The sequence below is a fragment of the Mycolicibacterium tokaiense genome (assembly GCF_010725885.1).
Lineage (GTDB): Bacteria > Actinomycetota > Actinomycetes > Mycobacteriales > Mycobacteriaceae > Mycobacterium > Mycobacterium tokaiense.
Genome location: NZ_AP022600.1, coordinates 6,148,866 through 6,169,887, shown reverse-complemented (window position 1 = coordinate 6,169,887; position 21,022 = coordinate 6,148,866). Strand labels below are relative to the sequence as shown.

The window sequence follows — 21,022 nt, the reverse complement described above, 5'->3', positions numbered from 1 at the left end:
CAGCACAGGAGTTCTCCCGTGACCACAGCGACCCCCCTGTTCGCCGACATCGACGATGTGGCGCGCCGGCTGGCCGAGACCGGCTACCTGCCCGACACCGCCACCGCCACCGCGGTGTTCCTGGCTGACAGGCTGGGCAAACCCCTGTTGGTCGAGGGCCCGGCCGGCGTCGGCAAGACCGAATTGGCCAGGGCGATCGCGCAATCCACCGGTTCCGAGCTGGTGCGCCTGCAGTGTTATGAAGGCGTCGACGAGGCCAGGGCGCTCTACGAGTGGAACCACGCCAAGCAGATCTTGCGGATCCAGAGCGGTACGGGGGACTGGGATCAGACCCGTGACGACGTCTTCAGCGAGGAGTTCCTGCTGTCGCGACCGCTGCTGACCGCGATCCGGCGCACCGAGCCGACCGTGCTGCTGATCGACGAGACCGACAAGGCCGACATCGAGATCGAGGGCCTGCTGCTCGAGGTGTTGTCCGACTTCGCCGTCACCGTCCCGGAGCTGGGCACCATCCGCGCCGAGCGCAAACCGTTGGTGGTGCTGACCTCCAACGCCACCCGCGAGCTGTCCGAGGCGCTCAAGCGGCGCTGCCTGTTCCTGCACATCGACTTCCCCGACGCCGAGCTGGAACGGCGCATCCTGCTGTCGCGGGTGCCCGAGTTGCCGGACCGGATGGCCGAGGAACTGGTGCGCATCATCGGGGTGCTGCGCGGGATGCAGCTCAAGAAAGTGCCGTCGGTGGCCGAGACCATCGACTGGGGCCGCACCGTGCTGGCGCTGGGGATGGACACCATCGACGACGCCACCATTGCGGCCACCCTCGGCGTGGTGCTCAAGCACCAGTCCGATCAGCAGAAGGCCGCCGGGGAACTGCGGCTGAACTGATGGCCGCCGCCCGCACCCGCCCCCCGCAACCCCTGGCGCCGCACGGCCTGCCGGGTCATCTCGTCGAGTTCGTCGAGGCGTTGCGACGCTCGGGGATCGCCGTCGGCCCGTCGGAGACCGTCGACGCCGGGCAGGTGCTCGCCACCCTGGGCCTGGGTGACCGCGCCGTGCTGCGGGAGGGCCTGGCGTGTGCGCTGCTGCGCCGCTCGGACCACCGCGAGACCTACGACGCGATGTTCGATCTCTGGTGGCCCGCCGCTTTGGGGGACCGCACAGTGCTCGACCCCGACGACGATGCGGCCGACGCCCCGCCGCAGCTGCCGCCCGAGGACGTCGAGGCCATGCGCGGCATGCTGCTCGACCTGCTGTCGCAGAACCAGGATGTGGCCGACCCGGACCAGCGGCTGGCCGCCATGATCGCCCAGATCGTCGAGGCCTACGGCCGTTACAACTCCAGCCGCGGCCCGTCTTACTCGTCTTATCAGACCCTGCGTGCCATGGCCCTGGACGAGCTGGAGGGCAAGCTGTTGGCCGGCCTGCTGGCCGGGTACGGCGAACAGCCCTCACCGTCGCAGGAGGAGATCGCCAAATCTCTTGCCGCACAGAAGATCAGCCAGATCCGCAAGCTGGTCGAGGCGGAGACCAAGCGCCGCACCGCCGAGCAGTTGGGCCGCGACCACGTGCAGATGTACGGCATCCCGCAGCTGGCCGAGAACGTGGAGTTCCTGCGCGCCTCGGGGGACCAACTGCGTCAGATGCGCCGGGTGGTGGCACCGCTGGCGCGCACCCTGGCCACCCGGCTGGCCGCCAAACGGCGCCGGCACCGCGCAGGTCAGATCGACCTGCGCAAGACGCTGCGCAAGTCGATGTCCACCGGCGGGGTTCCGATCGACGTGGTGCTGCGCAAGCCCCGGCCGGCCCGCCCCGAGCTGGTGGTGCTGTGCGACATGTCCGGCTCGGTGGCCGGCTTCAGCCATTTCACGCTGTTGCTGGTGCACGCCCTGCGCCAGCAGTTCTCCCGGGTGCGGGTGTTCGCCTTCATCGACACCACCGACGAGGTCACCCACCTGTTCGGCCCCGAGGCCGACCTGGCGATCGCGGTGCAACGCATCAGCCGCGAGGCCGGGGTCTACACCCGCGACGGGCACAGCGACTACGGCCACGCCTTCAGTTCCTTCCTGTCGGCGTTCCCGAACGTGCTCTCCCCGCGCAGCTCGCTGCTGGTGCTCGGGGACGGCCGCACCAACTACCGCAACCCACAGACCGATCTGCTGGCGCACATGGTGTCGGCGGCGCGGCACGCGCACTGGCTCAATCCCGAGCCCAAGCACCTGTGGGGCAGCGGCGACTCCGCGGTCCCGCGTTATGCCGACATCATCACCATGCACGAGTGCCGCTCGGCCAAACAGCTGGCATCGGTGATCGACCAACTCCTCCCCGTCTGAACCCGCCGAAACCGACGCACGGGCCCCTTCGTGCGAGTGCGCGACGGCAAAACGTCGGTCTCGGCGTCGAGGCGCCTGCCGTAAGCTGCCTATTCGTGAGTCGACGCAGGCTGGGGGTGATGGGTGGGACATTCGACCCCATCCATCACGGGCACCTGGTGGCCGCCAGTGAAGTGGCCGATCTGTTCGAGCTGGACGAGGTAGTATTCGTGCCCACCGGCCAGCCGTGGCAGAAGGCGGGCCGCCGCGTCACCGCAGCCGAGGATCGCTACCTGATGACGGTGATCGCCACGGCGTCGAATCCGCGCTTCTCCGTGAGCCGGGTCGACATCGAGCGCGGCGGTAAGACCTACACCACAGACACGCTGCGCGACCTGCAGGCACTCAACCCCGACGCCGACCTGTATTTCATCACCGGCGCCGACGCGCTGGCCTCCATCCTGTCCTGGCAGAACTGGGAGGACCTCTTCTCGATGGCGCGCTTCGTCGGCGTCAGCCGCCCGGGTTTTGAGCTCAACGGCAAACACATCGAGGCGGCGCAGGCCGAGCTGCCGTCGGAGGCGCTGTCCCTGGTGGAGATCCCCGCCCTGGCCATCTCGTCCACCGATTGCCGCCGCCGCGCCGAGGCGGCGCGGCCCATCTGGTATCTGGTTCCCGACGGCGTGGTCCAGTACGTGTCCAAACGCGGGCTCTATCAACACGAGTCCGACACCGCTTCCGGCCCCCGCCTGGCCGAAACGACGAATCAGGAGATCGTGTGACCGCCTCCGACGAAGCCATCACGATGGCAGAAGTCGCCGCCCGCGCCGCCGCGGCCAAGATCGCCGAGGACGTGGTGGTCATCGACGTCTCCGGGCAGCTGGTGATCACCGACTGTTTCGTGCTCGCGTCCGGGGCCAATGACCGCCAGGTCAACGCCATCGTCGACGAGGTCGAGGAGAAGATGCGGCTGGCCGGGCACAAGCCGGCCCGCCGCGAGGGCACCCGGGAGGGCCGCTGGGTGCTGTTGGATTACATCGACATCGTGGTGCACGTGCAGCACCGCGACGAGCGGGATTTCTACGCACTCGACCGGCTCTGGAAGGACTGCCCGGTGATCCCGGTGGATCTCGACGTCGAGGTCGACACCGAGGCCGACGAGTGAGTGCCCGACGGGTTCGCCGGCTGGTCATGTTGCGTCACGGCCAGACCGAGTGGAACGCCGGCAGCCGGATGCAGGGTCAGATCGACACCGACCTGACCGAGCTGGGCCGCGCCCAGGCCGTCGCCGCGGCCGAGGTGCTGGCCAAACGGCAGCCCCTGCGCATCGTGTCGTCGGATCTGCGGCGGGCCTTCGACACCGCGATGGCGCTGGGCGAGCGCACCGGTCTGACCGTGGCTGTGGACGAGAGGTTGCGGGAGACGCACCTGGGCGACTGGCAGGGGCTCAACCACCTGCAGGTCGACGAGATGGCTCCCGGCGCCCGACTGGCCTGGCGGGATGACGCGCGCTGGGCTCCGCATGGTGGCGAGAGCCGCGTCGACGTCGCCGCGCGCAGCCTGCCTGTGGTGACCGAACTGGTTGCGGGGCAGCCCGAGTGGGGCAGCGACGGTGACGGCGACGCCGACCGTCCGGTGGTGCTGGTGGCGCACGGCGGTCTGATCGCGGCGCTGACGGCGGGGGTGCTGGATCTCCCGGTGGACACCTGGCCGGTCCTGGGTGGCATGGGCAACGCCAGCTGGGTGCAGCTGTCCGGACATTCTGCCGCCGACGCCCAACCCCAGGACATCAAGTGGCGGCTCGACGTCTGGAATGCTTCGGCGCAGGTCGCCAACGATGTCCTCTGAGCGGACCCTGCTGGTCTTCGCCGACTCGCTGGCGTACTACGGCCCCACCGGCGGCCTGCCGGCCGACGACCCCCGCATCTGGCCGAAACTGGTTGCCGACGAACTGGGTTGGCGCCTGGAACTGATCGGCCGGATCGGGTGGACGTGCCGTGACGTCTGGTGGGCGGCCACCCAGGACCCGCGGTCGTGGGCCGCCCTGCCCCATGCGGGTGCGGTGGTCTTCGCGACCGGCGGCATGGATTCGCTGCCGTCACCCCTGCCGACCGCGCTGCGCGAGATGATCCGCTACGTCCGGCCGCCACGGCTGCGCCGATGGGTGCGGGACGGCTACGGCTGGGTGCAGCCACGGCTGTCGCCGTACGCGCGCGCGGCGCTGCCGCCGGCGCTGTCGGTGGAATACCTGGAAATGACGCGCGGTGCCATCGATTTCAACCGACCGGGCATTCCCATGGTGGCGTCGCTGCCGAGTGTGCACGTCGCGGCGACCTACGGCAAGGCTCATCACGGACGGCCGGGCACGGTCGCGGCGCTGACGGCCTGGGCTGCCGAACACGACATTCCGTTGGTGGATCTCAAAGAAGCGGTGGCCGAACACATCTACGCCGGCCGCGGGAACCCCGACGGCATCCACTGGAACTTCGAGGGGCACCGTGCTGTTGCCGACCTGATGCTCGAGGCGCTGGCCAAGGCCGGCGTGCGGCCCGGTGTCTGATCGTGGCGGTCATCGTCGTCACCGACTCCTCGGCTCGACTGCCCGCGGAACTGGCGCAGGCGCACGGCATCCGGGTGGTGCCGTTGCACATCCTGGTCGACGAGGAAGACCTGCGCGACGGCGTCGACGAGATCCCCGACGACATCCATGAGCGCACCGCTTCCACCGCGGGTGCCACGCTGGTCGAACTCGGTGCCGCCTACAGCCACGCCCTGGCGGACAGCGGCGGCGACGGGGTGTTGGCGGTGCACCTGTCCTCGGCGCTGTCGAGTACCTTCGGCGCCGCCCAGCAGGCTGCGCAGCAGTTCGGCGGCAAGGTTCGGGTGATCGACTCCCGTTCCACCGCAATGGGAACCGGGTTCGTCGCACTGGCCGCCGCGCGCGCAGCGGCCGAGGGGAAGGGCCTGGACGAGGTGGGGGCGGCCGCCGAAGCCGGGGTGCGCAACAGCCACGGTTTCATCGTGGTGCACCGGTTGGACAACCTGCGCCGCAGCGGGCGCATCGGTGGTGCCGCCGCGTGGCTGGGCACTGCGTTGTCGTTGAAACCGCTGCTGCGCATCGAGGACGGCAAACTGGTGCTGGCCCAACGTGTCCGGACTGCGTCCAAAGCCGTGATGGCGATGCAGGACAAGGTGTGCGAGCTGATCGGTGACGGCCCCGCCGAGCTGGCCGTGCACCACGTGGCCGATCCGGCTGCCGCCGACGAATTGGCGTCCGCGTTGAGTTCCCGCCTGCCGCAGTGCGCGACGCCCGTCGTCACCGACCTCGGGCCGGTGCTGGCGCTGCACGTCGGCGCCGGCGCACTGGCCGTCGTCGTCTCGTTGCCCGAGATCACGGCATGAAGCGCCCCGTGACCGGTGGCAGGTCCTTGAGGGTGGCGATGCCCGGTGCGGCGGCCACGACGGCGGGCACCGCATTGGTCACCGGCATCGCGGTGTAGATCATGCCCAGGCCCATGAAGCCGGGCTCGGTCCAGTCCCGGGGCGGCAGGCAGTGCAGCACGGTGCGCATGTTGGGCAGGCCGAACACCTGGATGACGTGACCGTGTTCCAGCGGCTTGGGCGGTACCACGTGATCGCCCATGGTCCAGTTGAATCCGACGCTGACGACGTTGCGCTCACCGACCCAGCCCCGGTGATAGCCGTACACCGAACCCACCGTGCCGGCCGGGATCGTCATGAAACCCAGGTCGGTGTCACCGGTGGCGGCGGTGAACTGCACGTCGAACGTCATCCGATCCAGCTGGGCGCCGATCGCGTCAGCCATCATGGCGGCCGACTCGGCGAACACCTCGCTCTCGCGGCGCACGCTCTCGGCCAGATCTGGGGTCTCGGGGTCTTGCCCGAATCCCATCGCCGACTGGGTGCCCGCCGACTCGTAGGTGGAGCAGTCCACGGATTCGGTGATCCGGATCTCGTCGACCCGCTCGCAGGAACCCGAGAGCACCATGCCCACCATGTTGGTCATGCCCGGGTGGGCGCCATTGCCGAAGATGGTGGACTTGCCTGCTTCGCAGGCGATCAGGATGCGTTCACGATCAGCGGGTGACTGCTTGCCCCCGGTGATCCAGGCGGCGCTGGTGCACACGTTGACGCCGTTGGACAGCAGCGCCACCAGCTCGTCGACGCTGGGCCACAGCGGGTTGTAACAACAGGCGTCGGCGCCCAGACTCAACAGCGCATCGATGTCGTTGGTGGCCAGCACGCCCGTCGGCTCGGGCCAGCCGGCCAGTTCCGCGGCGTCGCGGCCCACCTTGTCCGCACCGTGTGCGTACACCCCGACCAATTCCAGGTCGGGGCGGCCGATGATCGCGTGCAGCGACCGCCGGCCGATGTTGCCGGTGGTCCACTGCAGGACCTTGATGGTGGCGGTCATCGGCACTCCCCGGTAGTAGACAGTCTGCAGATTATGTCTGCTGGCGTGCCGGCACGGGCCGGAACCGGTCATCCACAGTCCGGCGATCATCCACAGCCTCCGGTCTGACGCAGGCGCACTGTCCTGGCCTGCACCTACGGTCGGCACATGCCGACCGAACTGCCCACCCAACGGCTGCGCCGCCGCCTCGCCGAGCCGTCCGACGAGACGGCCGAACCGGCCGCCGACGATCCGAACGAGCTACTGCCCCGGTGGCTGCCCGATGCGCAGCCGCGCAGCTGGTGGGAGACCGCGCGGGCCGACCCCGGCCGTACCGGGGCGCTGGCGCTGGGCGCGGTGGCGGCCATCGCAGTGCTCATCACGGTCTTCACCTTGATCCGCGACGAACCCCCGCCGGTCACGGCGGCCAATCTGCCTGCGGTGGAGATGGTGTCGTCGGCCGCCCCGCGACCCCAGGACAGCTCGGTGGTCGTCAGTGTCGTCGGGCTGGTGCACAAACCCGGCCTGGTCACCCTGACCGCCGGCGCGCGGGTGGCCGATGCGCTGGCCGCCGCCGGGGGAGTGACCGAGGGCGCGGACACCCTCGGCCTCAACATGGCCCGCCGCGTCGCCGACGGTGAGCAGGTGGTGGTCGGCATCGCCCCGCTACCCGGGCAGCCACCCGCGTTGGGCAGTTCGGTGGCCGCTGATCCGGGCACCCCGGCCGAAACCCCCGGGCCGGCCGGCGCCACCGATGCCGCCGGTCCGGTGGATCTGAACACCGCGACCGCCGAGCAGCTGGACGCCCTGCCCGGTGTCGGTCCCGTCACCGCCGCGGCCATCATCGCCTGGCGGGATGCCAACGGACGATTCACCGATGTGGAGCAGCTCGGTGAGGTCGACGGCATCGGACCCGCCCGGCTGGACAAGCTGCGCGACCGTGTGCGGGTGTGACGCCGCAGGACGCCCCGGGATACGACCTGCGGCTGGTTCCCGCGGCGCTGACCTGTTGGGCGGTGACCGCCGCAGGCATCGTGTGGCAGGCCGGTGTGGCGGCGACGGTGACGGGCGCGGTGGGGGCCGGCGTGGCGGCTCTGCTGCGACGCCGCACCCCGGCCGGTCCCCGTCGGGCGGTACTGACCGCGGTGCTGGCAGCGGCGTTGGTCGGCCTGGGTTTCGGCGCCGCGATCACGCTGCGGGACAACGATGTTCGGCAACACCCGATCCTGGCCAGCGTGGGCCGCCAGGCGGAGGTCACGGTGTTGGTCACCGAGACCCCGCGGGTGCTGGGCAGCGGACGGCTGCTGATGCGGGCCGACCTGCGGCTGGTGGGCGGGGCCGAGATGCGGGGCAGGGTGGTGGTTTTCGCGTCCGCGGACGCGTTCGGCGCAGTCAGCGCCGGACAGTCGGTGCGGTTCCGGACCCGCATCGCGCCACCGACCCGACGGGATCTGACGGTGGCGGTGCTCACCGCCTCCGGGCGCCCCACCGTCGGCGCGGCCACCCCGGTGCAGCGCGGCGCGCAGCGGCTGCGCTCCAGGCTGGCCGAGGCGGGACGCACCGTGCTGCCCGCGGAGGCGGCGGCGCTGCTGCCTGCCCTGGTGCTGGGGGACACGTCGATGCTGCCGCCGGAGCTCGTCACCGATTTCCGGACCGCCGGCCTCACCCACCTGACCGCGGTCTCGGGAGCCAACGTGACCATCGTCTGCGGGGCGGTGCTGCTGTCGGCTGCCGTCGTCGGACTGCGGGTGGCGGTGCTGCTCGCCGCGGTGGTGCTGGTGGCGTTCGTGGTGGTGGTGCAGCCCACCGCGAGTGTGCTGCGGGCCGCGGTGATGGGGGCCATCACGTTGTTGGCGGTGGTGTCGGCGCGGCGCAGGCAGGCCATCCCCGCCCTGGCTGCCACCGTCATCGGACTGCTGGCACTGGCCCCGCAACTGGCCGTCGACATCGGGTTCGCGCTGTCGGTCTCGGCCACCGCGGCGTTGGTGGTGCTGGCACCGCTGTGGTCGCGGCGGCTGGTGGCTCGGGGCTGGCCCAAACCGCTCGCGGACGCGATCTGTGTGGCACTGGCGGCACAGCTGGTCACCGCGCCGCTGATCGCCGGCCTGTCCGGCAGCCTGAGCCTGGTCGCCGTGGTGGCCAACGTGCTGGTGGCGCCGGTGATCGCCCCCATCACCGTGCTGGGTACCGCCGCGGCCGCGGTGGCGCCGGTGCTGCCGGCGGCCGGCGGTCTGCTGATCCGGTTCACCGGCCCGGAGCTGTGGTGGTTGTTGCAGGTCGCACACGGCGGCGCTGCGGTGCCGCATGCCGCGGTCCCGGTGCCGTCGGGGCCAGGAGGTGCGCTGATGATGGCCGCGGCGGTGATGGCGTCAGTGGTGCTGTGGCGCAGGCGCCCGTTCCGGCTGGTGATGGCCGCCGCCGCGGTGTGCCTACTGGCGTGGGCGGTGTCCGCAGGGCTCGGTGTCGGCGGGACGTGAAACGATCGTGTGGTGAGCCCACAGGTCAACGGACTGCATCTGATCCTGGGTGAGGAAGAGCTGCTGGTCGAGCGCGCCGTCACCGCCGTGCTCGCACAGGCGCGCAAGCTCGCCGGCACCCACGCTTCGGCCACCAACGACGTTCCGGTGGACCGCCTGCGTGCCGGTGAGGTCAGCACCAGTGAGCTGGCCGAGCTGCTGAGCCCGTCGCTGTTCGCCGACGAGCGCGTGGTGGTCCTGGAGGCCGCTGCCGAGGCGGGCAAAGACGCCGCGGCGCTCATCGCCTCCGTGGCCGGCGAACTGCCCGAGGGCACCATGCTGGTGGTGGTGCACAGTGGCGGCGGCCGGGCCAAGGCCCTGGCGGGGCAGCTCAAAGAGCTGGGTGCCCAGGTGCATCCGTGCGCCAAGATCACCAAGGCCGGTGAGCGTATCGACTTCGTGCGGGCGGAATTCCGGGCGCTGCGGGTCAAGGTGGACGAGGAGACGGTGACGGCCCTGATCGACGCCGTGGGGTCCGACATCCGCGAATTGGCCTCGGCCTGTTCACAACTCGTCGCCGACACCGACGGCCGAGTTGACGTGGCCTCGGTGCGCCGCTATCACAGCGGCAAGGCCGAGGTGAAAGGGTTCGACATCGCCGACAAGGCGGTGCTCGGCGACGTCGAAGGTGCGGCCGAGGCGCTGCGCTGGGCCATGCTCAGTGGTGAGCCGCGGGTGGTGCTGGCCGACGCGCTGGCCGAGGCGGTGCACACCATCGCCCGGGTCGGGCCGTTGTCAGGTGATCCGTACCGCTTGGCCTCGGAGCTGGGTATGCCGCCGTGGCGGATCCAGAAGGCGCAGAAGCAGTCCCGCCGGTGGTCTCGTGACGGCGTGGCCGACGCCATCCGACTGGTGGCGGCGCTCAACGCCGACGTCAAGGGTGCGGCTGCGGACGCGGACTATGCGCTGGAGTCCGCGGTGCGCCGGGTCGCCGAGATCGCGGCCGCCGGGCGGGGCTGAGCAGAAACGACCTGTCCAGATACGACAAAGCAGCCCACCAGACGGCGGGCTGCTTTCTCGTTCGAGAACTGGGTCAGATCTTGTTGAGCGCCAGGGCGAGGGCCGACTTCTTGTTGGCGGCCTGGTTCTTGTGGATGACGCCCTTGCTGGCGGCCTTGTCGAGCTTGCGGCTGGTGCTCACCAGCAGCTCGCCGGCCTTCTCCTTGTCACCGGCCTCGACGGCTTCCCGGAATCCGCGGACAGCCGTGCGAAGCGCGGACTTCACCGACTGGTTGCGCAGTCGGGCGCGCTCGTTGGTGAGGATGCGCTTCTGCTGCGACTTGATGTTGGCCACGCGTGAGTTCCTTCGTACTTTCTGTCAAGCTTGGTATCTGGGCACCCGATCGTCAGGGGCCAGCGCGCCCGGAGGCGGGCAGCGACTGCTCAGGTTACCAGCAGGGCCCCCGATATCCCAAAGTCGAGCGTACTAACCTGCCGAAACGGCGATCGTAGTGCAGCATGTGACAGGTGAGTCTTCGAACCCTGCCCAGTGAGAACGGACGACAGTCACGCAGTTCTTCGGCCGGAACGCGTAGAGACGGTCGAAAACACGAGCAGATCTTCGACGGCTACAACACCCGCGGGGCCTACGACCAAGCGTTCGACGAGATGTTCGACGCCCAGGGCAATGTCCGAGGACCGTACAAGGGCATCTACGCCGAGCTCGCGCCCTCGGATGCGTCGGAGCTGGCCGCGCGCTCCGAGGCGCTGGGCCGTGCGTTCATCGACCAGGGCATCACCTTCTCCCTGTCCGGTCAGGAGCGGCCGTTTCCCCTGGATCTGGTTCCGCGGGTCATCTCCGCCGCCGAATGGTCGCGGCTGGAGCGGGGCATCACCCAGCGGGTCAAGGCGCTGGAGATGTACCTCGACGACATCTACGGCGACCAGGAGATCCTGCGGGACGGCGTCATCCCACGCCGGCTGGTGACCTCGTGTGAGCACTTCCACCGGGAGGCGGTGGGAATCGTCCCACCGAACGGGGTGCGCATCCACGTCGCGGGTATCGATCTGGTGCGCGACGGTCAGGGCACCTTCCGGGTGCTCGAGGACAACCTGCGCTCACCGTCGGGCGTCTCCTATGTGATGGAGAACCGCCGGACCATGGCGCGGGTGTTCCCCAACCTGTTCGCCTCGCACCGGGTACGTGCCGTCGGTGATTACTCCTCGCACCTGCTGCGGGCGCTGCGCAAGTCCGCGGCCACCAACGAGGCCGACCCGACGGTGGTGGTGCTGACCCCCGGGGTCTACAACTCGGCGTACTTCGAGCACTCCCTGCTGGCCCGCCAGATGGGTGTGGAGCTGGTGGAGGGCCGCGACCTGTTCTGCCGCGACAACACCGTCTACATGCGCACCACCGAGGGCGAGCGTCAGGTGGACGTGATCTACCGCCGCATCGACGACGAGTTCCTGGACCCGATGCACTTCAAACCGGACTCCGTGCTCGGCGTCGCCGGGGTGCTCAACGCCGCGCGGGCGGGCAACGTGGTGATCTCCAGCGCCGTCGGCAACGGCGTGGGCGACGACAAGCTGGTCTACACCTATGTGCCGACCATGGTCGAGTACTACCTGGGCGAGAAGCCGGCGTTGGCCAACGTGGACACCTTCCGGTGCTGGCTCGACGACGAGCGGGAGGAAGTGCTCGACCGCATCGACGAACTGGTGATCAAACCGGTAGAGGGCTCCGGCGGGTACGGCATCGTCTTCGGCCCGGATGCTTCCGAGAAGGAGCTGGCCGCCATCTCGAAGAAGGTGCGCGCCGATCCGCGCGGCTGGATCGCCCAGCCGGTGGTCCAGTTGTCGACCGTGCCCACCCAGATCGACGACCGGCTCTCGCCGCGGCACGTCGACCTGCGCCCGTTTGCGGTCAACGACGGCGACGATGTGTGGGTGCTGCCGGGTGGGCTGACCCGCGTGGCGCTGCCGGAGGGCTCCCTGGTGGTGAACTCCAGCCAGGGCGGCGGGTCGAAGGACACCTGGGTGCTGGCATCGCGCACCTCGGTCGCCGATCGCGAACTCGGCGCGGCCGAGGTGGTCCGGGCGCTGCCCAAGGCGCCCAAGTCAGCGGCGGACCGCAACGGCGACGGTGCGAGCTCGTCTCAGCAGCAACAACAGCAGGCCGGTGTGCTGAGTCAGCAGCAGGGACCGCAGAGCCAGCAACAGCAGCAACAACAGCAGGCGGTGATGCACTGATGCTCGCGCGCAACGCCGAATCGCTGTTCTGGATCGGTCGCTACGTCGAGCGGGCCGACGACCTGGCGCGCATCCTGGACGTGACCGTGCACCAGCTGCTGGAGGACTCCAGCGTCGATCCGGACCACGCGTCGCGGGTGTTGTTGCGGGTGCTCGGGATGAGGCCGCCGCAGGAGGCGCTGGACGTCTGGTCGCTCACCGACCTGGTGGCCTTCAGTCGCGACACCGATGGTGGATGTTCCATCGTCGAGGCCATCTCCGCGGCACGCGAAAATGCCCGCGGTGCACGCGAAGTCACCTCCACCGAGATGTGGGAATGTCTGAACGCCACGTACAACGCGCTGGGTGAGCGCGAACGCGCCGCCAAACGCCTGGGTCCGCACGAGTTTCTCGGGTACGTGGAGAACCGGGCCGCGATGTTCGCCGGGCTGGCTGATTCCACCCTGTCGCGCGACGACGGGTACCGGTTCATGGTGCTCGGTCGGGCCATCGAGCGGGTGGACATGACCGTCCGCATGCTGCTGGCCCGCGTGGGCGACAGCGCATCGTCGCCGGCCTGGGTGACGGTGTTGCGTTCGGCGGGCGCCCACGACACGTATCTGCGTACCTACCGCGGCGTGCTCGACGCGGGCCGGGTGGTGGAGTTCATGCTGTTGGACCGGTTGTTCCCGCGGTCGGTGTTCTACTCGCTGCGGGTGGCCGAGCACAGCCTCGACGAGTTGCTCAACCGGCCGCACAACCGTCTGGGCGCCACCGCCGAGGCGCAGCGGCTGTTGGGCCGCGCGCGCAGCGAGCTGGAGTTCCTGCGGCCCGGTCTGCTTCTCGAAGAACTGGAGCAGCGGCTGGCCGGATTGCAGAGGATGTGTTTCGACGTCGGAGAAGCCCTGGCGCTGCAGTACTTCCACTCAGCGCCGTGGGTGGCGTGGACAGACGCCGGGCGCAACGGGTCGTTGGTGATCGAGGAGGGTGAGGTCTAGATGTGGCGGATGCGGGTGGTGCACTCCACGGGGTATGCCTACAAGTCGCCGGTCACCGCGTCGTTCAACGAAGCGCGTCTGACCCCGCGGTCGGATTCCCGGCAGAACGTCATCCTCAACCGGGTGGAGACGGTGCCCGCCACGCGGTCCTACCGCTACGTCGACTACTTCGGCACGGCGGTCACTGCCTTTGATCTGCACGCTCCTCACGCCGAGCTCGAGGTCACCGCATCGTCGGTGGTGGAGACCGATCGGCAGGAACGGCCCGAGGTCAAGGTGAGTTGGGATGACCTCGCGTCCGAGGCCGTGATCGACCGGTTCGACGAATACCTGACGCCGACGCACTACACCCCGGCGAGCAAGCGGATCGAGCGGGTGGGCCGGCGCATCGCCAAGTACCACGAACCGGAGGAGGCGGTGATCGAGGCCGCCCGCTGGGTGCAGGGCGAGTTGAAATACGTCCCGGGCACCACCGGCGTGCACTCGTCCGGCCTCGATGCGCTGCGCGAGGGGAAAGGCGTGTGTCAGGACTTCGCGCATCTGACGCTGATCCTGTTGCGAGGCATGGGAATCCCGGCGCGGTACGTCTCGGGGTATCTGCATCCCAAACCCAAGGCGAAGGTCGGTGACACCATCGACGGGCAGAGCCACGCCTGGCTGCAGGCCTGGACCGGCAGCTGGTGGAACTACGACCCCACCAACGACGCCGAGATCAACGAGCAGTACATCAGCGTCGGCGTGGGCCGTGACTACGCCGACGTGACGCCGCTCAAGGGCATCTACTCAGGTGAGGGATCCACCGACCTGGACGTGATCGTGGAGATCACCCGCCTGGCGTGAGAGCGTGAAAAGTCAGCTGCGGCAACACGTTTGACATGCCTCTCCGGTGTGCTACGATTGACGAGCCGACGTTATAGGTTCGCGGCTTTTGATGAGAGAAGTAAGTTATGGCACAGGGAACTGTGAAATGGTTCAACGGCGAAAAGGGCTTCGGCTTCATCGCTCCCGATGGTGGCGCTGCTGATGTCTTCGTCCACTACTCCGAAATCAGCGGAAGCGGATTCCGGACGCTGGAGGAGAATGCGCGCGTCCAGTTCGAGGTCGAGCAGGGAGCCAAGGGTCCCCAGGCCGTGGGAGTCACCACGATCTGACGCTGCGGCGCGCAACGGGCTGGTGTGGTCTACCGCACCGGCCCGTTGTTGTTTTTCAACGTATTGTGTTGGAGCGCCGCGGTTTCCGGCTCACCGCACCACCGTCGACTCTCAGCGGTCGCGATGCTCAGGATGTAATCGCCGATCTTCGACAGCTTGGGGTCGGCGGGCGCCATGGCCACCGGCCGTGCCGCGGCGAGAGCGAGGACCAACTGCCCGAGCTCAGGCGAGGTCAGATATGGGATCACCAGCAGTCTGATCGCGGCGTCGCGCCCACTGACAGCCATCAGGCGTGGCGCTTGGCAGGGATGCGCCGATTTGGCCGCCCGGGACCACATGTCGGTGAAACCCAGCGGACCCTCGGTGGCCGACCAGTTGATCCGGATGTTCTCGACGACCCCGAGGCGGGGCTGCAGACGTTCGATCAGTTCCGGCAGTTCGTTGGACACGGACGCGGTGTGGGGCCACCAGGCACCGTCGATGGCGGCCACGTCGCCATTGTTCAGGGAAAGTCTGACCGGCCGCGCCGTGCGGCGCGAGCCGGTCAGACCGTTCAGAACGACCGCGAATCAGTCGCGGGGTGGTTCCTGTCGTCATCAGAGAACGTCGGCATCTGAACTGGCTCGTGGAAGGCCGAACTGGGTGCCGTGTCGTGCTGTTTCTTGGCGTGCGAGAAGATCTCGGTTGATTCCATGAGGTGAAATTCCTTCGAAGCGGTGGAAGGGTCACTGCTGCCGAACGTTGATCGACCATCTCCGGGCCCGAAGGGCCGCTGGTTCACAGTGGGACCGCTCGACTCCACCTTACTCCGTTCCGACAAGAACCGAGCACATCACCCGACCTGCACGGTGTGCATGTCGTCGCCCAGTTCGACACGGCCCCCGAACTCGGTGGCCGCCAATGCCCGCCACTGGTCCTCCTGGCCGGGTACCAGAGCAGGCACGTAGTGGGTGAGGATCAGCGTGCCGACCCCGGCACGGGCCGCGGTGGCGGCCGCCTGTTCCACCGAGGAATGGTAATCGAGGATGTCCTTGATCCGCTGCATCGGCATCTGCGCCACCAGGTCCTTGCGAATCACTGTGTGCACCAACGCATCCGCTCCGGACGTGAGCTCATCCAACCCGGCGCACGGCACGGTGTCGCCGGCGAGCACCACCGAGTGGCCGTCGGCTTCGACCCGGAACCCGATGGTGGGTTCCACCGGCCGGTGGTCGGTGGCACCGGCGGTGATGCGCACGCCGTCGGCATTCCAGACGACGCCGCCGGTGTACTCGTGCACCTGCAGCGGCGGGGGAGCGGTCAGGTCGGCGTGGTGGGCGATCCGGTAGCCGATGTCGAAGCCGAACGCGGCGAGCACGGCATCCACCACCGCGGCCGTACCGGGCGGGCCGATGATCTGCAGCGGCGGCGGATCCGGAGTGAACGTGCTGATCCAGCGGGTGATGATGACATCGCCCAGCTCGGCGATGTGATCGCTGTGCAGGTGGGTCAGCAGCAGCGCGGACAGGCCGTTTGCGCCCACGCCCGCGGCGGTGAGTCGCATCAGCACCCCGCGCCCGCAGTCCACCAGGAAGGTCTGGCCTGCGGCCCGTACCAGTGTCGACGGTCCCGCCCGCCGGGCGTCCGGCAACGGTGAACCCGTGCCGAGCAGCATCACCTCGATCATGCCCACAGCTAACCGGATGGGCGGTCGAAATGTCGGCTTATTCGCGTCCGGCCGAGATCCAAGTCGGGTCGGCGAAACGCTGGCCGGACACCTGCGCACCGGCGGCATCGAGTGCGTCGAGGTGCTCGCCGGTCAGGGTCACGTTCAGCGATGCCAGGTTTTCGTCGACCCTGGCCGCGCGCCGGGTGCCGGGAATGGGCACCGATGCCACCCCGAGGGCGTGGGCACGGTAGCGCAACCAGGCCAGCGCCACCTGTGCCGCGGTGGCGTCCACCTGCTGCGCCACCGCCGAGATCACCTCCACCACAGCAAGATTCGACTGCAGGGCTGAGTCCGAGAAACGGGGCAGGGCGCCGCGGAACTGGCCCAGGTCGGCGGTCGAGCGGACCGTGCCCGTGAGGAATCCGCGGCCCAGTGGAGAGTAGGGGACGAACCCGACGCCCAGCTCCGCTGCGGCGGGCACCACGTTGGCTTCCACGTCACGGCTCCAGATCGACCATTCGCTCTGCACCGCGGCGATGGGGTGCACGGCCACGGCCGCTCGCAGCTCGTCGGCGGTCACCTCCGAGAGGCCGAGATGGCGCACCTTGCCCGCCCTCACCAGCTCGGCCATCGCCCCCACCGTCTCTTCGATGGGGACCGCCAGGTCGCGGCGGTGCATGTAGTAGAGGTCGATCACGTCGGTGCCGAGCCGTTTCAGGCTCGCGTCGACGGCCTGGTGCACGTAGGCAGCGTCGCCCCGGGTGCTGCGGTCGCCGGCCGACGGGTTGCCGGTGATGCCGAATTTGGTCGCCAGCACCACCTCGTCCCGGCGGTCGGCGAGCAGCGCGGCGATCAGCCGTTCGTTGTCTCCGCCGCCGTAGACGTCGGCGGTGTCGATGAAGGTCACTCCGACGTCCAGGCAGTGGTTGAGGGTGGCCAGTGACTCCGCGTCGTCGACCTGGCCGTAGACCGGCGTCAGCGCCATCGCGCCGAACCCCAGATCACTCACGGTCAGCTGATCTCCGAGTGTCACGGACATGCGTTTCCCTTCTGCGGTCGAGGCCTCTCGTGCAAGAGCGCTCGCGGGGGCGGTATTCCGGCCGACAGCGTCTTCACAGTTGCGCCGCGCGGGCCTAGCCTGATGTGAGGTAGATCACTGAGGCGGGAGGGGTCGATGAGGATCGCTGACGTGCTTCGGGCCAAGGGTGACGCGGTGGCCACCATCACCGCGCACACCTCGGTCGGGGCATTGCTGAACGAGTTGGTACTGCACAACATCGGCGCGATGGTCGTGGTGTCGCCGGACGGTGTGATCGGCATCGTGTCCGAGCGGGATGTGGTGCGCAAATTGCACGAGTTGGGCGCGGATCTGCTGCGACGACCGGTGGCGGACATCATGACCACGACGGTGGCGACGTGCGCGCCGACCGATTCCGTGGACAGTCTCAGCGCCCTGATGACAACGAACCGGGTGCGTCACGTTCCCGTGATGGACGGCGGGAGGTTGGCCGGCATCGTCAGCATCGGCGATGTGGTCAAGACCCGGATGGAGGAGCTGCAGGCCGAGCAGGCGCAGCTGCAGGCCTACATCACCCAGGGTTGAATCGGCGTGTGACAACTCCCGCTGTTCGCCCGGCCCGCAAGGCCGACACCCGGGCGCTCGCGCAGACCCTGGGCCGGGCGTTCTTCGACGATCCGGTGATGACGTGGATGCTGCCCGATCCGGCTCGGCGCTCGGCCGGTCTGCCCCGCATGTTCGCCACCATGACGCGTCATCACTTCCTGTCGCAGACCGGCGCCGAGATCGCGCTCGACGGCAGTGGCATCGTCGCTGCGGCGCTGTGGGATCCACCCGACTGCTGGCAGGAGTCCCGGCTGGAGGGCCTGCTGATGATGCCCGGGTTCCTGCGCGCGTTCGGATCGCGGATATCGGTGGGGCAGGAGGTGTCCGACCTGATGAAGCAACACCATCCCGAGGAACCGCACTGGTATCTGTCGGTGATTGGTAGCGACCCCGCGCACCGGGGAGCGGGTTTCGGTCAGGCGCTCATGGCGTCGCGGCTGGACCGGGTGGATGCCGAGCACGCACCGGCCTACCTGGAGTCGACGAAGGCCGACAACGTGCCGTACTACCAGCGCTTCGGGTTCGAGGTCACCCGTGAGATCGCGCTGCCGCGAGGTGGGCCCACGATGTGGGCCATGTGGCGCCGGCCCCGGTGACCCGGGCCCGGCGCACCGACGGCTACTTGAGCAGGGCGCGGCTCATCACGACCCGCTGGATCTGGTTGGTGCCCTCGTAGATCTGGGTGATCTTGGCGTCGCGCATCATCCGCTCCACCGGGAAGTCCACGGTGTAGCCGGCCCCGCCGAACAACTGGACCGCGTCGGTGGTGACCTCCATGGCGATGTCCGAGGCGAAGCATTTGCTGGCCGCCGAGATGAAGCCCAACTCGCCTTCCCCGCGCTCGGCGCGGGCGGCGGCGCTGTAGACCATCAACCGCGCCGCCTCCACCTTCATCGCCATGTCGGCGAGCATGAACTGCACACCCTGGAACTGGCTGATGGATTTGCCGAACTGCTTGCGGTCCCTGGTGTAGGCGATCGCCGCGTCCAGGGCGCCCTGGGCGATGCCGACAGCCTGAGCGCCGATGGTCGGGCGGGTGTGGTCCAGCGTGGCCAGTGCGGTCTTGAACCCGGTGCCGGGATCGCCGATCATCCGATCCCCGGGGATCCGGCAGTTCTCGAAGTACAGCTCGGTGGTCGGGGAGCCCTTGATCCCGAGCTTGCGTTCCTTGGGGCCGACGGTGAAGCCCTCGTCATCGAGGTGCACCACAAACGCCGAGATGCCGTTGGCGCCCTTGTCGGGATCGGTCACGGCCATCACGGTGTACCAGGTCGACTTGCCGCCGTTGGTGATCCACGCCTTGGTGCCGTTGAGGATCCAGCCGTCACCGTCGGCCTTGGCGCGGGTCTTCATCCCGGCGGCATCGGAGCCCGCCTCCCGCTCGCTCAGCGCGTAGGAGGCCATGCCGCCGTCCACCAGGTCGGGCAGCACCTTCTTCTTCAGGTCGTCGGAGCCGCGCAGGATCAGACCCATGGTGCCGAGTTTGTTGACGGCGGGGATCAGCGACGCCGAGGCGTCCACGCGGGCCACCTCTTCGATGACGATGCAGGCGGCCACCGAATCGGCGCCTTGGCCGCCGTACTCCTCGGGGATGTGCACGGCGTTGAATCCCGACGCGTTCAGCGCGGCCAGGGCCTCGTCGGGGAATCGCGACTGCTCGTCGACGTCGGCGGCGTGGGGGGCTATTTCTTTCTCCGCCAGCCCACGGATGGCGGCGCGCAGTTCCTCGTGCTCGGGAGGCAGCTGAAACAGATCGAACGAACTATCCATGTGGTACTTAGTACCCTGTTTTTGGTACTCAGTACAAGTACCTGGTCCGAATTCACAGACAGGAGACGCGGATGTCTGACACCGGCGCCCGGGATCGGCTGGTCAGCGCCGCCATGTCGCTGTTCGAGGAGCACGGCTACGACGCGGTCACCATGGACGCGATCGCCGCGCGCGCCGGGGTGGGCAGGACCACCCTGTTCCGGCTCTTCGGGTCGAAGGAAGGGCTGATCTTTCCTGATCACGACGCGCTGCTGCAGCAGCTCGAGCAGCGGTTGGCGGCGGCGCCGGGTGGCGCTGCGGCGCTGTCGGCGGTGATCGCGGCGTCCAACGAGGTGTTCGCGTACTACCTGCGTGAAGGCGAACTGGCCCGGGCCAGATACCGCCTGACCAATACGGTGTCGGCGCTGCGCGACCGTGAGATCGCCAGCGTCGGACGCTACATCCAGCTGTTCCGGCAGTATTTGATGGCGCAGTCCGGCGACGGCACCGACGCCGCGTTGCGCGCGGATCTGATCGCGACGGCGGTGGTGACCGCGCACAACCACGTCCTGCGCCGGTGGTTGCGGGGCGACATCGTGTCCCCGGAGCCGGAGCTCTCCGACGCGATGGCCACGGTGTCGGCGCTGTTCGGTCGGCTGCCCGAGAATCGCACGGCCGTGTTGGCATTCGAGACCGACGAGCCCCTGGAGTCCGTCCTACCGCGGCTGCGGCAGGTACTGGCGCAACCGCCGAGGTAGGGCGTCAGGACCAGGAGTACTCGGCCCGCAGGCGGGCGGCCACCAGGTCGAAGGTGGTGCGCTCGAGGATCGCACCCTCGCGGCGGATGCCCTCCTCCGGGACGTCGAGTACCCGGTCCAGCCGCACCCAGCTTGGCCTGCCGTCGTGATCCCACGGGCCGGCGCCGATACCGATCCACTCCGGGTCCTGCGCGTGGTGGTCCTGGCTGGACAGCATCAGCCCCAGCAGGGTCTTGTGGTCACGGCCCACCACCAGCACCGGTCGGTCCTTGCCCCGGCTCGGATCGTCTTCGAAGACCACCCAGGTCCATACGATCTCGCCCGGGTCGGCGCGGCCGTCGAGGTCGGGGGCGTAGACGATCTTGCGGGCGCGGTGCGCCGAGGGCACGGCGTTGCTGGTCACCGGGCGCCCGGCCGGGATCGCGGCGCGCTTCTGCGCGGCCTGCTGCTCGAGGGCGTTGGCGGCCAGGACGTCGATGCCCATCTTGATGCCCTGCGCCAGACCCCGCTGCAGACCGTTGCTGATGTTGCGCTGTACCGCCTGCGGGTTCTGCAGGCCCTTGATGATCTTCGGGGCCTCGGTGAAGACCACGTGCTCGGCGGCTTTGAGAACCTGCTGGAACGACTTCCACTGCGTCGCCATGACTAGCAGCATAGGTGAGGATCGTGGGCACGATTGGGTCGTGA

24 protein-coding genes are annotated in these 21,022 nt (G+C 68.8%); 17 read left to right on the top strand and 7 right to left on the bottom strand.

Annotated features, from left to right (window positions below):
• Positions 1 to 18: 18 nt before the first annotated feature.
• The 7 genes from G6N58_RS29675 (at position 19) to G6N58_RS29645 (ending at position 5,711) form a co-directional block, all read left to right on the top strand.
• The gene (locus G6N58_RS29675) at positions 19 to 885 is read left to right on the top strand and encodes an AAA family ATPase (protein WP_115280364.1); all 867 of its coding nucleotides are present in this window, start codon (positions 19 to 21) and stop codon (positions 883 to 885) included.
• A complete protein-coding gene (locus G6N58_RS29670; protein WP_115280365.1) occupies positions 885 to 2,330 on the top strand; it encodes a vWA domain-containing protein in 1,446 nt (481 codons plus the stop codon). The genes G6N58_RS29675 and G6N58_RS29670 overlap by 1 nt, the downstream gene beginning before the upstream one ends.
• Before the next feature lie 95 nt (positions 2,331 to 2,425).
• Positions 2,426 to 3,091 carry a nicotinate-nucleotide adenylyltransferase gene (gene nadD / locus G6N58_RS29665; RefSeq protein WP_264038283.1) on the top strand — a complete coding sequence of 222 codons (666 nt, stop codon included), beginning with the start codon at positions 2,426 to 2,428 and terminating at the stop codon, positions 3,089 to 3,091.
• The gene (gene rsfS / locus G6N58_RS29660) at positions 3,088 to 3,474 is read left to right on the top strand and encodes a ribosome silencing factor (RefSeq protein WP_115280367.1); all 387 of its coding nucleotides are present in this window, start codon (positions 3,088 to 3,090) and stop codon (positions 3,472 to 3,474) included. The genes nadD and rsfS overlap by 4 nt, the downstream gene beginning before the upstream one ends.
• 26 nt (positions 3,475 to 3,500) lie before the next feature.
• The gene (gene gpgP / locus G6N58_RS29655) at positions 3,501 to 4,157 is read left to right on the top strand and encodes a glucosyl-3-phosphoglycerate phosphatase (RefSeq protein ID WP_115280368.1); all 657 of its coding nucleotides are present in this window, start codon (positions 3,501 to 3,503) and stop codon (positions 4,155 to 4,157) included.
• A complete protein-coding gene (gene octT / locus G6N58_RS29650) occupies positions 4,147 to 4,869 on the top strand; it encodes a diglucosylglycerate octanoyltransferase (RefSeq protein ID WP_115280369.1) in 723 nt (240 codons plus the stop codon). Before gpgP ends, octT begins: the two co-directional genes overlap by 11 nt.
• Before the next feature lie 2 nt (positions 4,870 to 4,871).
• Positions 4,872 to 5,711: a DegV family protein gene (locus G6N58_RS29645; RefSeq protein WP_115280370.1), complete on the top strand. Its 840-nt coding sequence runs from the start codon at positions 4,872 to 4,874 to the stop codon at positions 5,709 to 5,711.
• Here G6N58_RS29645 and G6N58_RS29640 read toward each other — a convergent pair.
• Positions 5,701 to 6,744, bottom strand: coding sequence for an NAD(P)H-dependent amine dehydrogenase family protein (locus tag G6N58_RS29640; RefSeq protein ID WP_115281952.1), 1,044 nt, complete (start codon positions 6,742 to 6,744; stop codon positions 5,701 to 5,703). The two genes, G6N58_RS29645 and G6N58_RS29640, sit on opposite strands and share 11 nt — an antisense overlap.
• Positions 6,745 to 6,891: 147 nt before the next feature.
• Between G6N58_RS29640 and G6N58_RS29635 the strand changes: the two genes are divergently transcribed.
• Genes G6N58_RS29635 through holA form a run of 3 tightly spaced genes read left to right on the top strand, consistent with a single transcriptional unit; the run spans position 6,892 to position 10,199 of the window.
• On the top strand, positions 6,892 to 7,677 hold the full coding sequence (locus G6N58_RS29635) for a ComEA family DNA-binding protein (protein ID WP_115280371.1): 786 nt from the start codon (positions 6,892 to 6,894) through the stop codon (positions 7,675 to 7,677).
• A gap of 26 nt (positions 7,678 to 7,703) precedes the next feature.
• Positions 7,704 to 9,200, top strand: coding sequence for a ComEC/Rec2 family competence protein (locus G6N58_RS29630; RefSeq protein ID WP_115281953.1), 1,497 nt, complete (start codon positions 7,704 to 7,706; stop codon positions 9,198 to 9,200).
• A gap of 12 nt (positions 9,201 to 9,212) precedes the next feature.
• Positions 9,213 to 10,199, top strand: a complete 987-nt coding sequence (gene holA / locus G6N58_RS29625) for a DNA polymerase III subunit delta (protein WP_115281954.1) — start codon at positions 9,213 to 9,215, stop codon at positions 10,197 to 10,199.
• A gap of 73 nt (positions 10,200 to 10,272) precedes the next feature.
• Here the strand turns inward: holA and rpsT are convergent, their stop codons facing one another.
• Positions 10,273 to 10,533: a 30S ribosomal protein S20 gene (rpsT, locus tag G6N58_RS29620; RefSeq protein WP_068917911.1), complete on the bottom strand. Its 261-nt coding sequence runs from the start codon at positions 10,531 to 10,533 to the stop codon at positions 10,273 to 10,275.
• A gap of 188 nt (positions 10,534 to 10,721) precedes the next feature.
• On the opposite strand from rpsT, the gene G6N58_RS29615 reads away from it, so the two are divergent.
• The 4 genes from G6N58_RS29615 (at position 10,722) to G6N58_RS29600 (ending at position 14,556) form a co-directional block, all read left to right on the top strand.
• Positions 10,722 to 12,428 carry a circularly permuted type 2 ATP-grasp protein gene (locus tag G6N58_RS29615; RefSeq protein ID WP_179968236.1) on the top strand — a complete coding sequence of 569 codons (1,707 nt, stop codon included), beginning with the start codon at positions 10,722 to 10,724 and terminating at the stop codon, positions 12,426 to 12,428.
• Positions 12,428 to 13,405, top strand: coding sequence for an alpha-E domain-containing protein (locus G6N58_RS29610; RefSeq protein WP_115280372.1), 978 nt, complete (start codon positions 12,428 to 12,430; stop codon positions 13,403 to 13,405). The genes G6N58_RS29615 and G6N58_RS29610 overlap by 1 nt, the downstream gene beginning before the upstream one ends.
• On the top strand, positions 13,406 to 14,245 hold the full coding sequence (locus G6N58_RS29605) for a transglutaminase family protein (protein WP_115280373.1): 840 nt from the start codon (positions 13,406 to 13,408) through the stop codon (positions 14,243 to 14,245).
• Between the two features lie 107 nt (positions 14,246 to 14,352).
• Entirely contained in the window at positions 14,353 to 14,556 is a 204-nt protein-coding gene (locus G6N58_RS29600) for a cold-shock protein (protein WP_068917908.1), read from the top strand.
• A 29-nt stretch (positions 14,557 to 14,585) separates the two neighbouring features.
• Here G6N58_RS29600 and G6N58_RS29595 read toward each other — a convergent pair whose 3' ends face one another.
• From G6N58_RS29595 to G6N58_RS29585, 3 genes are all read right to left on the bottom strand, one after another.
• The gene (locus G6N58_RS29595) at positions 14,586 to 15,062 is read right to left on the bottom strand and encodes a DUF5994 family protein (RefSeq protein WP_272953901.1); all 477 of its coding nucleotides are present in this window, start codon (positions 15,060 to 15,062) and stop codon (positions 14,586 to 14,588) included.
• 326 nt (positions 15,063 to 15,388) lie between these two features.
• On the bottom strand, positions 15,389 to 16,222 hold the full coding sequence (locus G6N58_RS29590) for a ribonuclease Z (RefSeq protein WP_115280374.1): 834 nt from the start codon (positions 16,220 to 16,222) through the stop codon (positions 15,389 to 15,391).
• Positions 16,223 to 16,259: 37 nt separating this feature from the next.
• On the bottom strand, positions 16,260 to 17,243 hold the full coding sequence (locus G6N58_RS29585; RefSeq protein WP_115280375.1) for an aldo/keto reductase: 984 nt from the start codon (positions 17,241 to 17,243) through the stop codon (positions 16,260 to 16,262).
• Positions 17,244 to 17,378: 135 nt separating this feature from the next.
• On the opposite strand from G6N58_RS29585, the gene G6N58_RS29580 reads away from it, so the two are divergent.
• Both G6N58_RS29580 and G6N58_RS29575 read left to right on the top strand, forming a co-directional pair.
• Positions 17,379 to 17,807 carry a CBS domain-containing protein gene (locus G6N58_RS29580; RefSeq protein ID WP_115280376.1) on the top strand — a complete coding sequence of 143 codons (429 nt, stop codon included), beginning with the start codon at positions 17,379 to 17,381 and terminating at the stop codon, positions 17,805 to 17,807.
• An 8-nt stretch (positions 17,808 to 17,815) separates the two neighbouring features.
• Positions 17,816 to 18,424, top strand: coding sequence for a GNAT family N-acetyltransferase (locus tag G6N58_RS29575; RefSeq protein WP_232068054.1), 609 nt, complete (start codon positions 17,816 to 17,818; stop codon positions 18,422 to 18,424).
• A 22-nt stretch (positions 18,425 to 18,446) separates the two neighbouring features.
• On the opposite strand, the gene G6N58_RS29570 is transcribed toward G6N58_RS29575, so the two are convergent.
• On the bottom strand, positions 18,447 to 19,598 hold the full coding sequence (locus G6N58_RS29570; RefSeq protein ID WP_115280377.1) for an acyl-CoA dehydrogenase: 1,152 nt from the start codon (positions 19,596 to 19,598) through the stop codon (positions 18,447 to 18,449).
• Between the two features lie 71 nt (positions 19,599 to 19,669).
• On the opposite strand from G6N58_RS29570, the gene G6N58_RS29565 reads away from it, so the two are divergent.
• Positions 19,670 to 20,335, top strand: coding sequence for a TetR/AcrR family transcriptional regulator (locus G6N58_RS29565; protein ID WP_115280378.1), 666 nt, complete (start codon positions 19,670 to 19,672; stop codon positions 20,333 to 20,335).
• A 4-nt stretch (positions 20,336 to 20,339) separates the two neighbouring features.
• Here G6N58_RS29565 and G6N58_RS29560 read toward each other — a convergent pair whose 3' ends face one another.
• Positions 20,340 to 20,978 (bottom strand): type II toxin-antitoxin system PemK/MazF family toxin, encoded by a 639-nt coding sequence (locus G6N58_RS29560; protein WP_115280379.1) that lies wholly within the window; start codon positions 20,976 to 20,978, stop codon positions 20,340 to 20,342.
• Positions 20,979 to 21,022 lie beyond the last annotated feature (44 nt).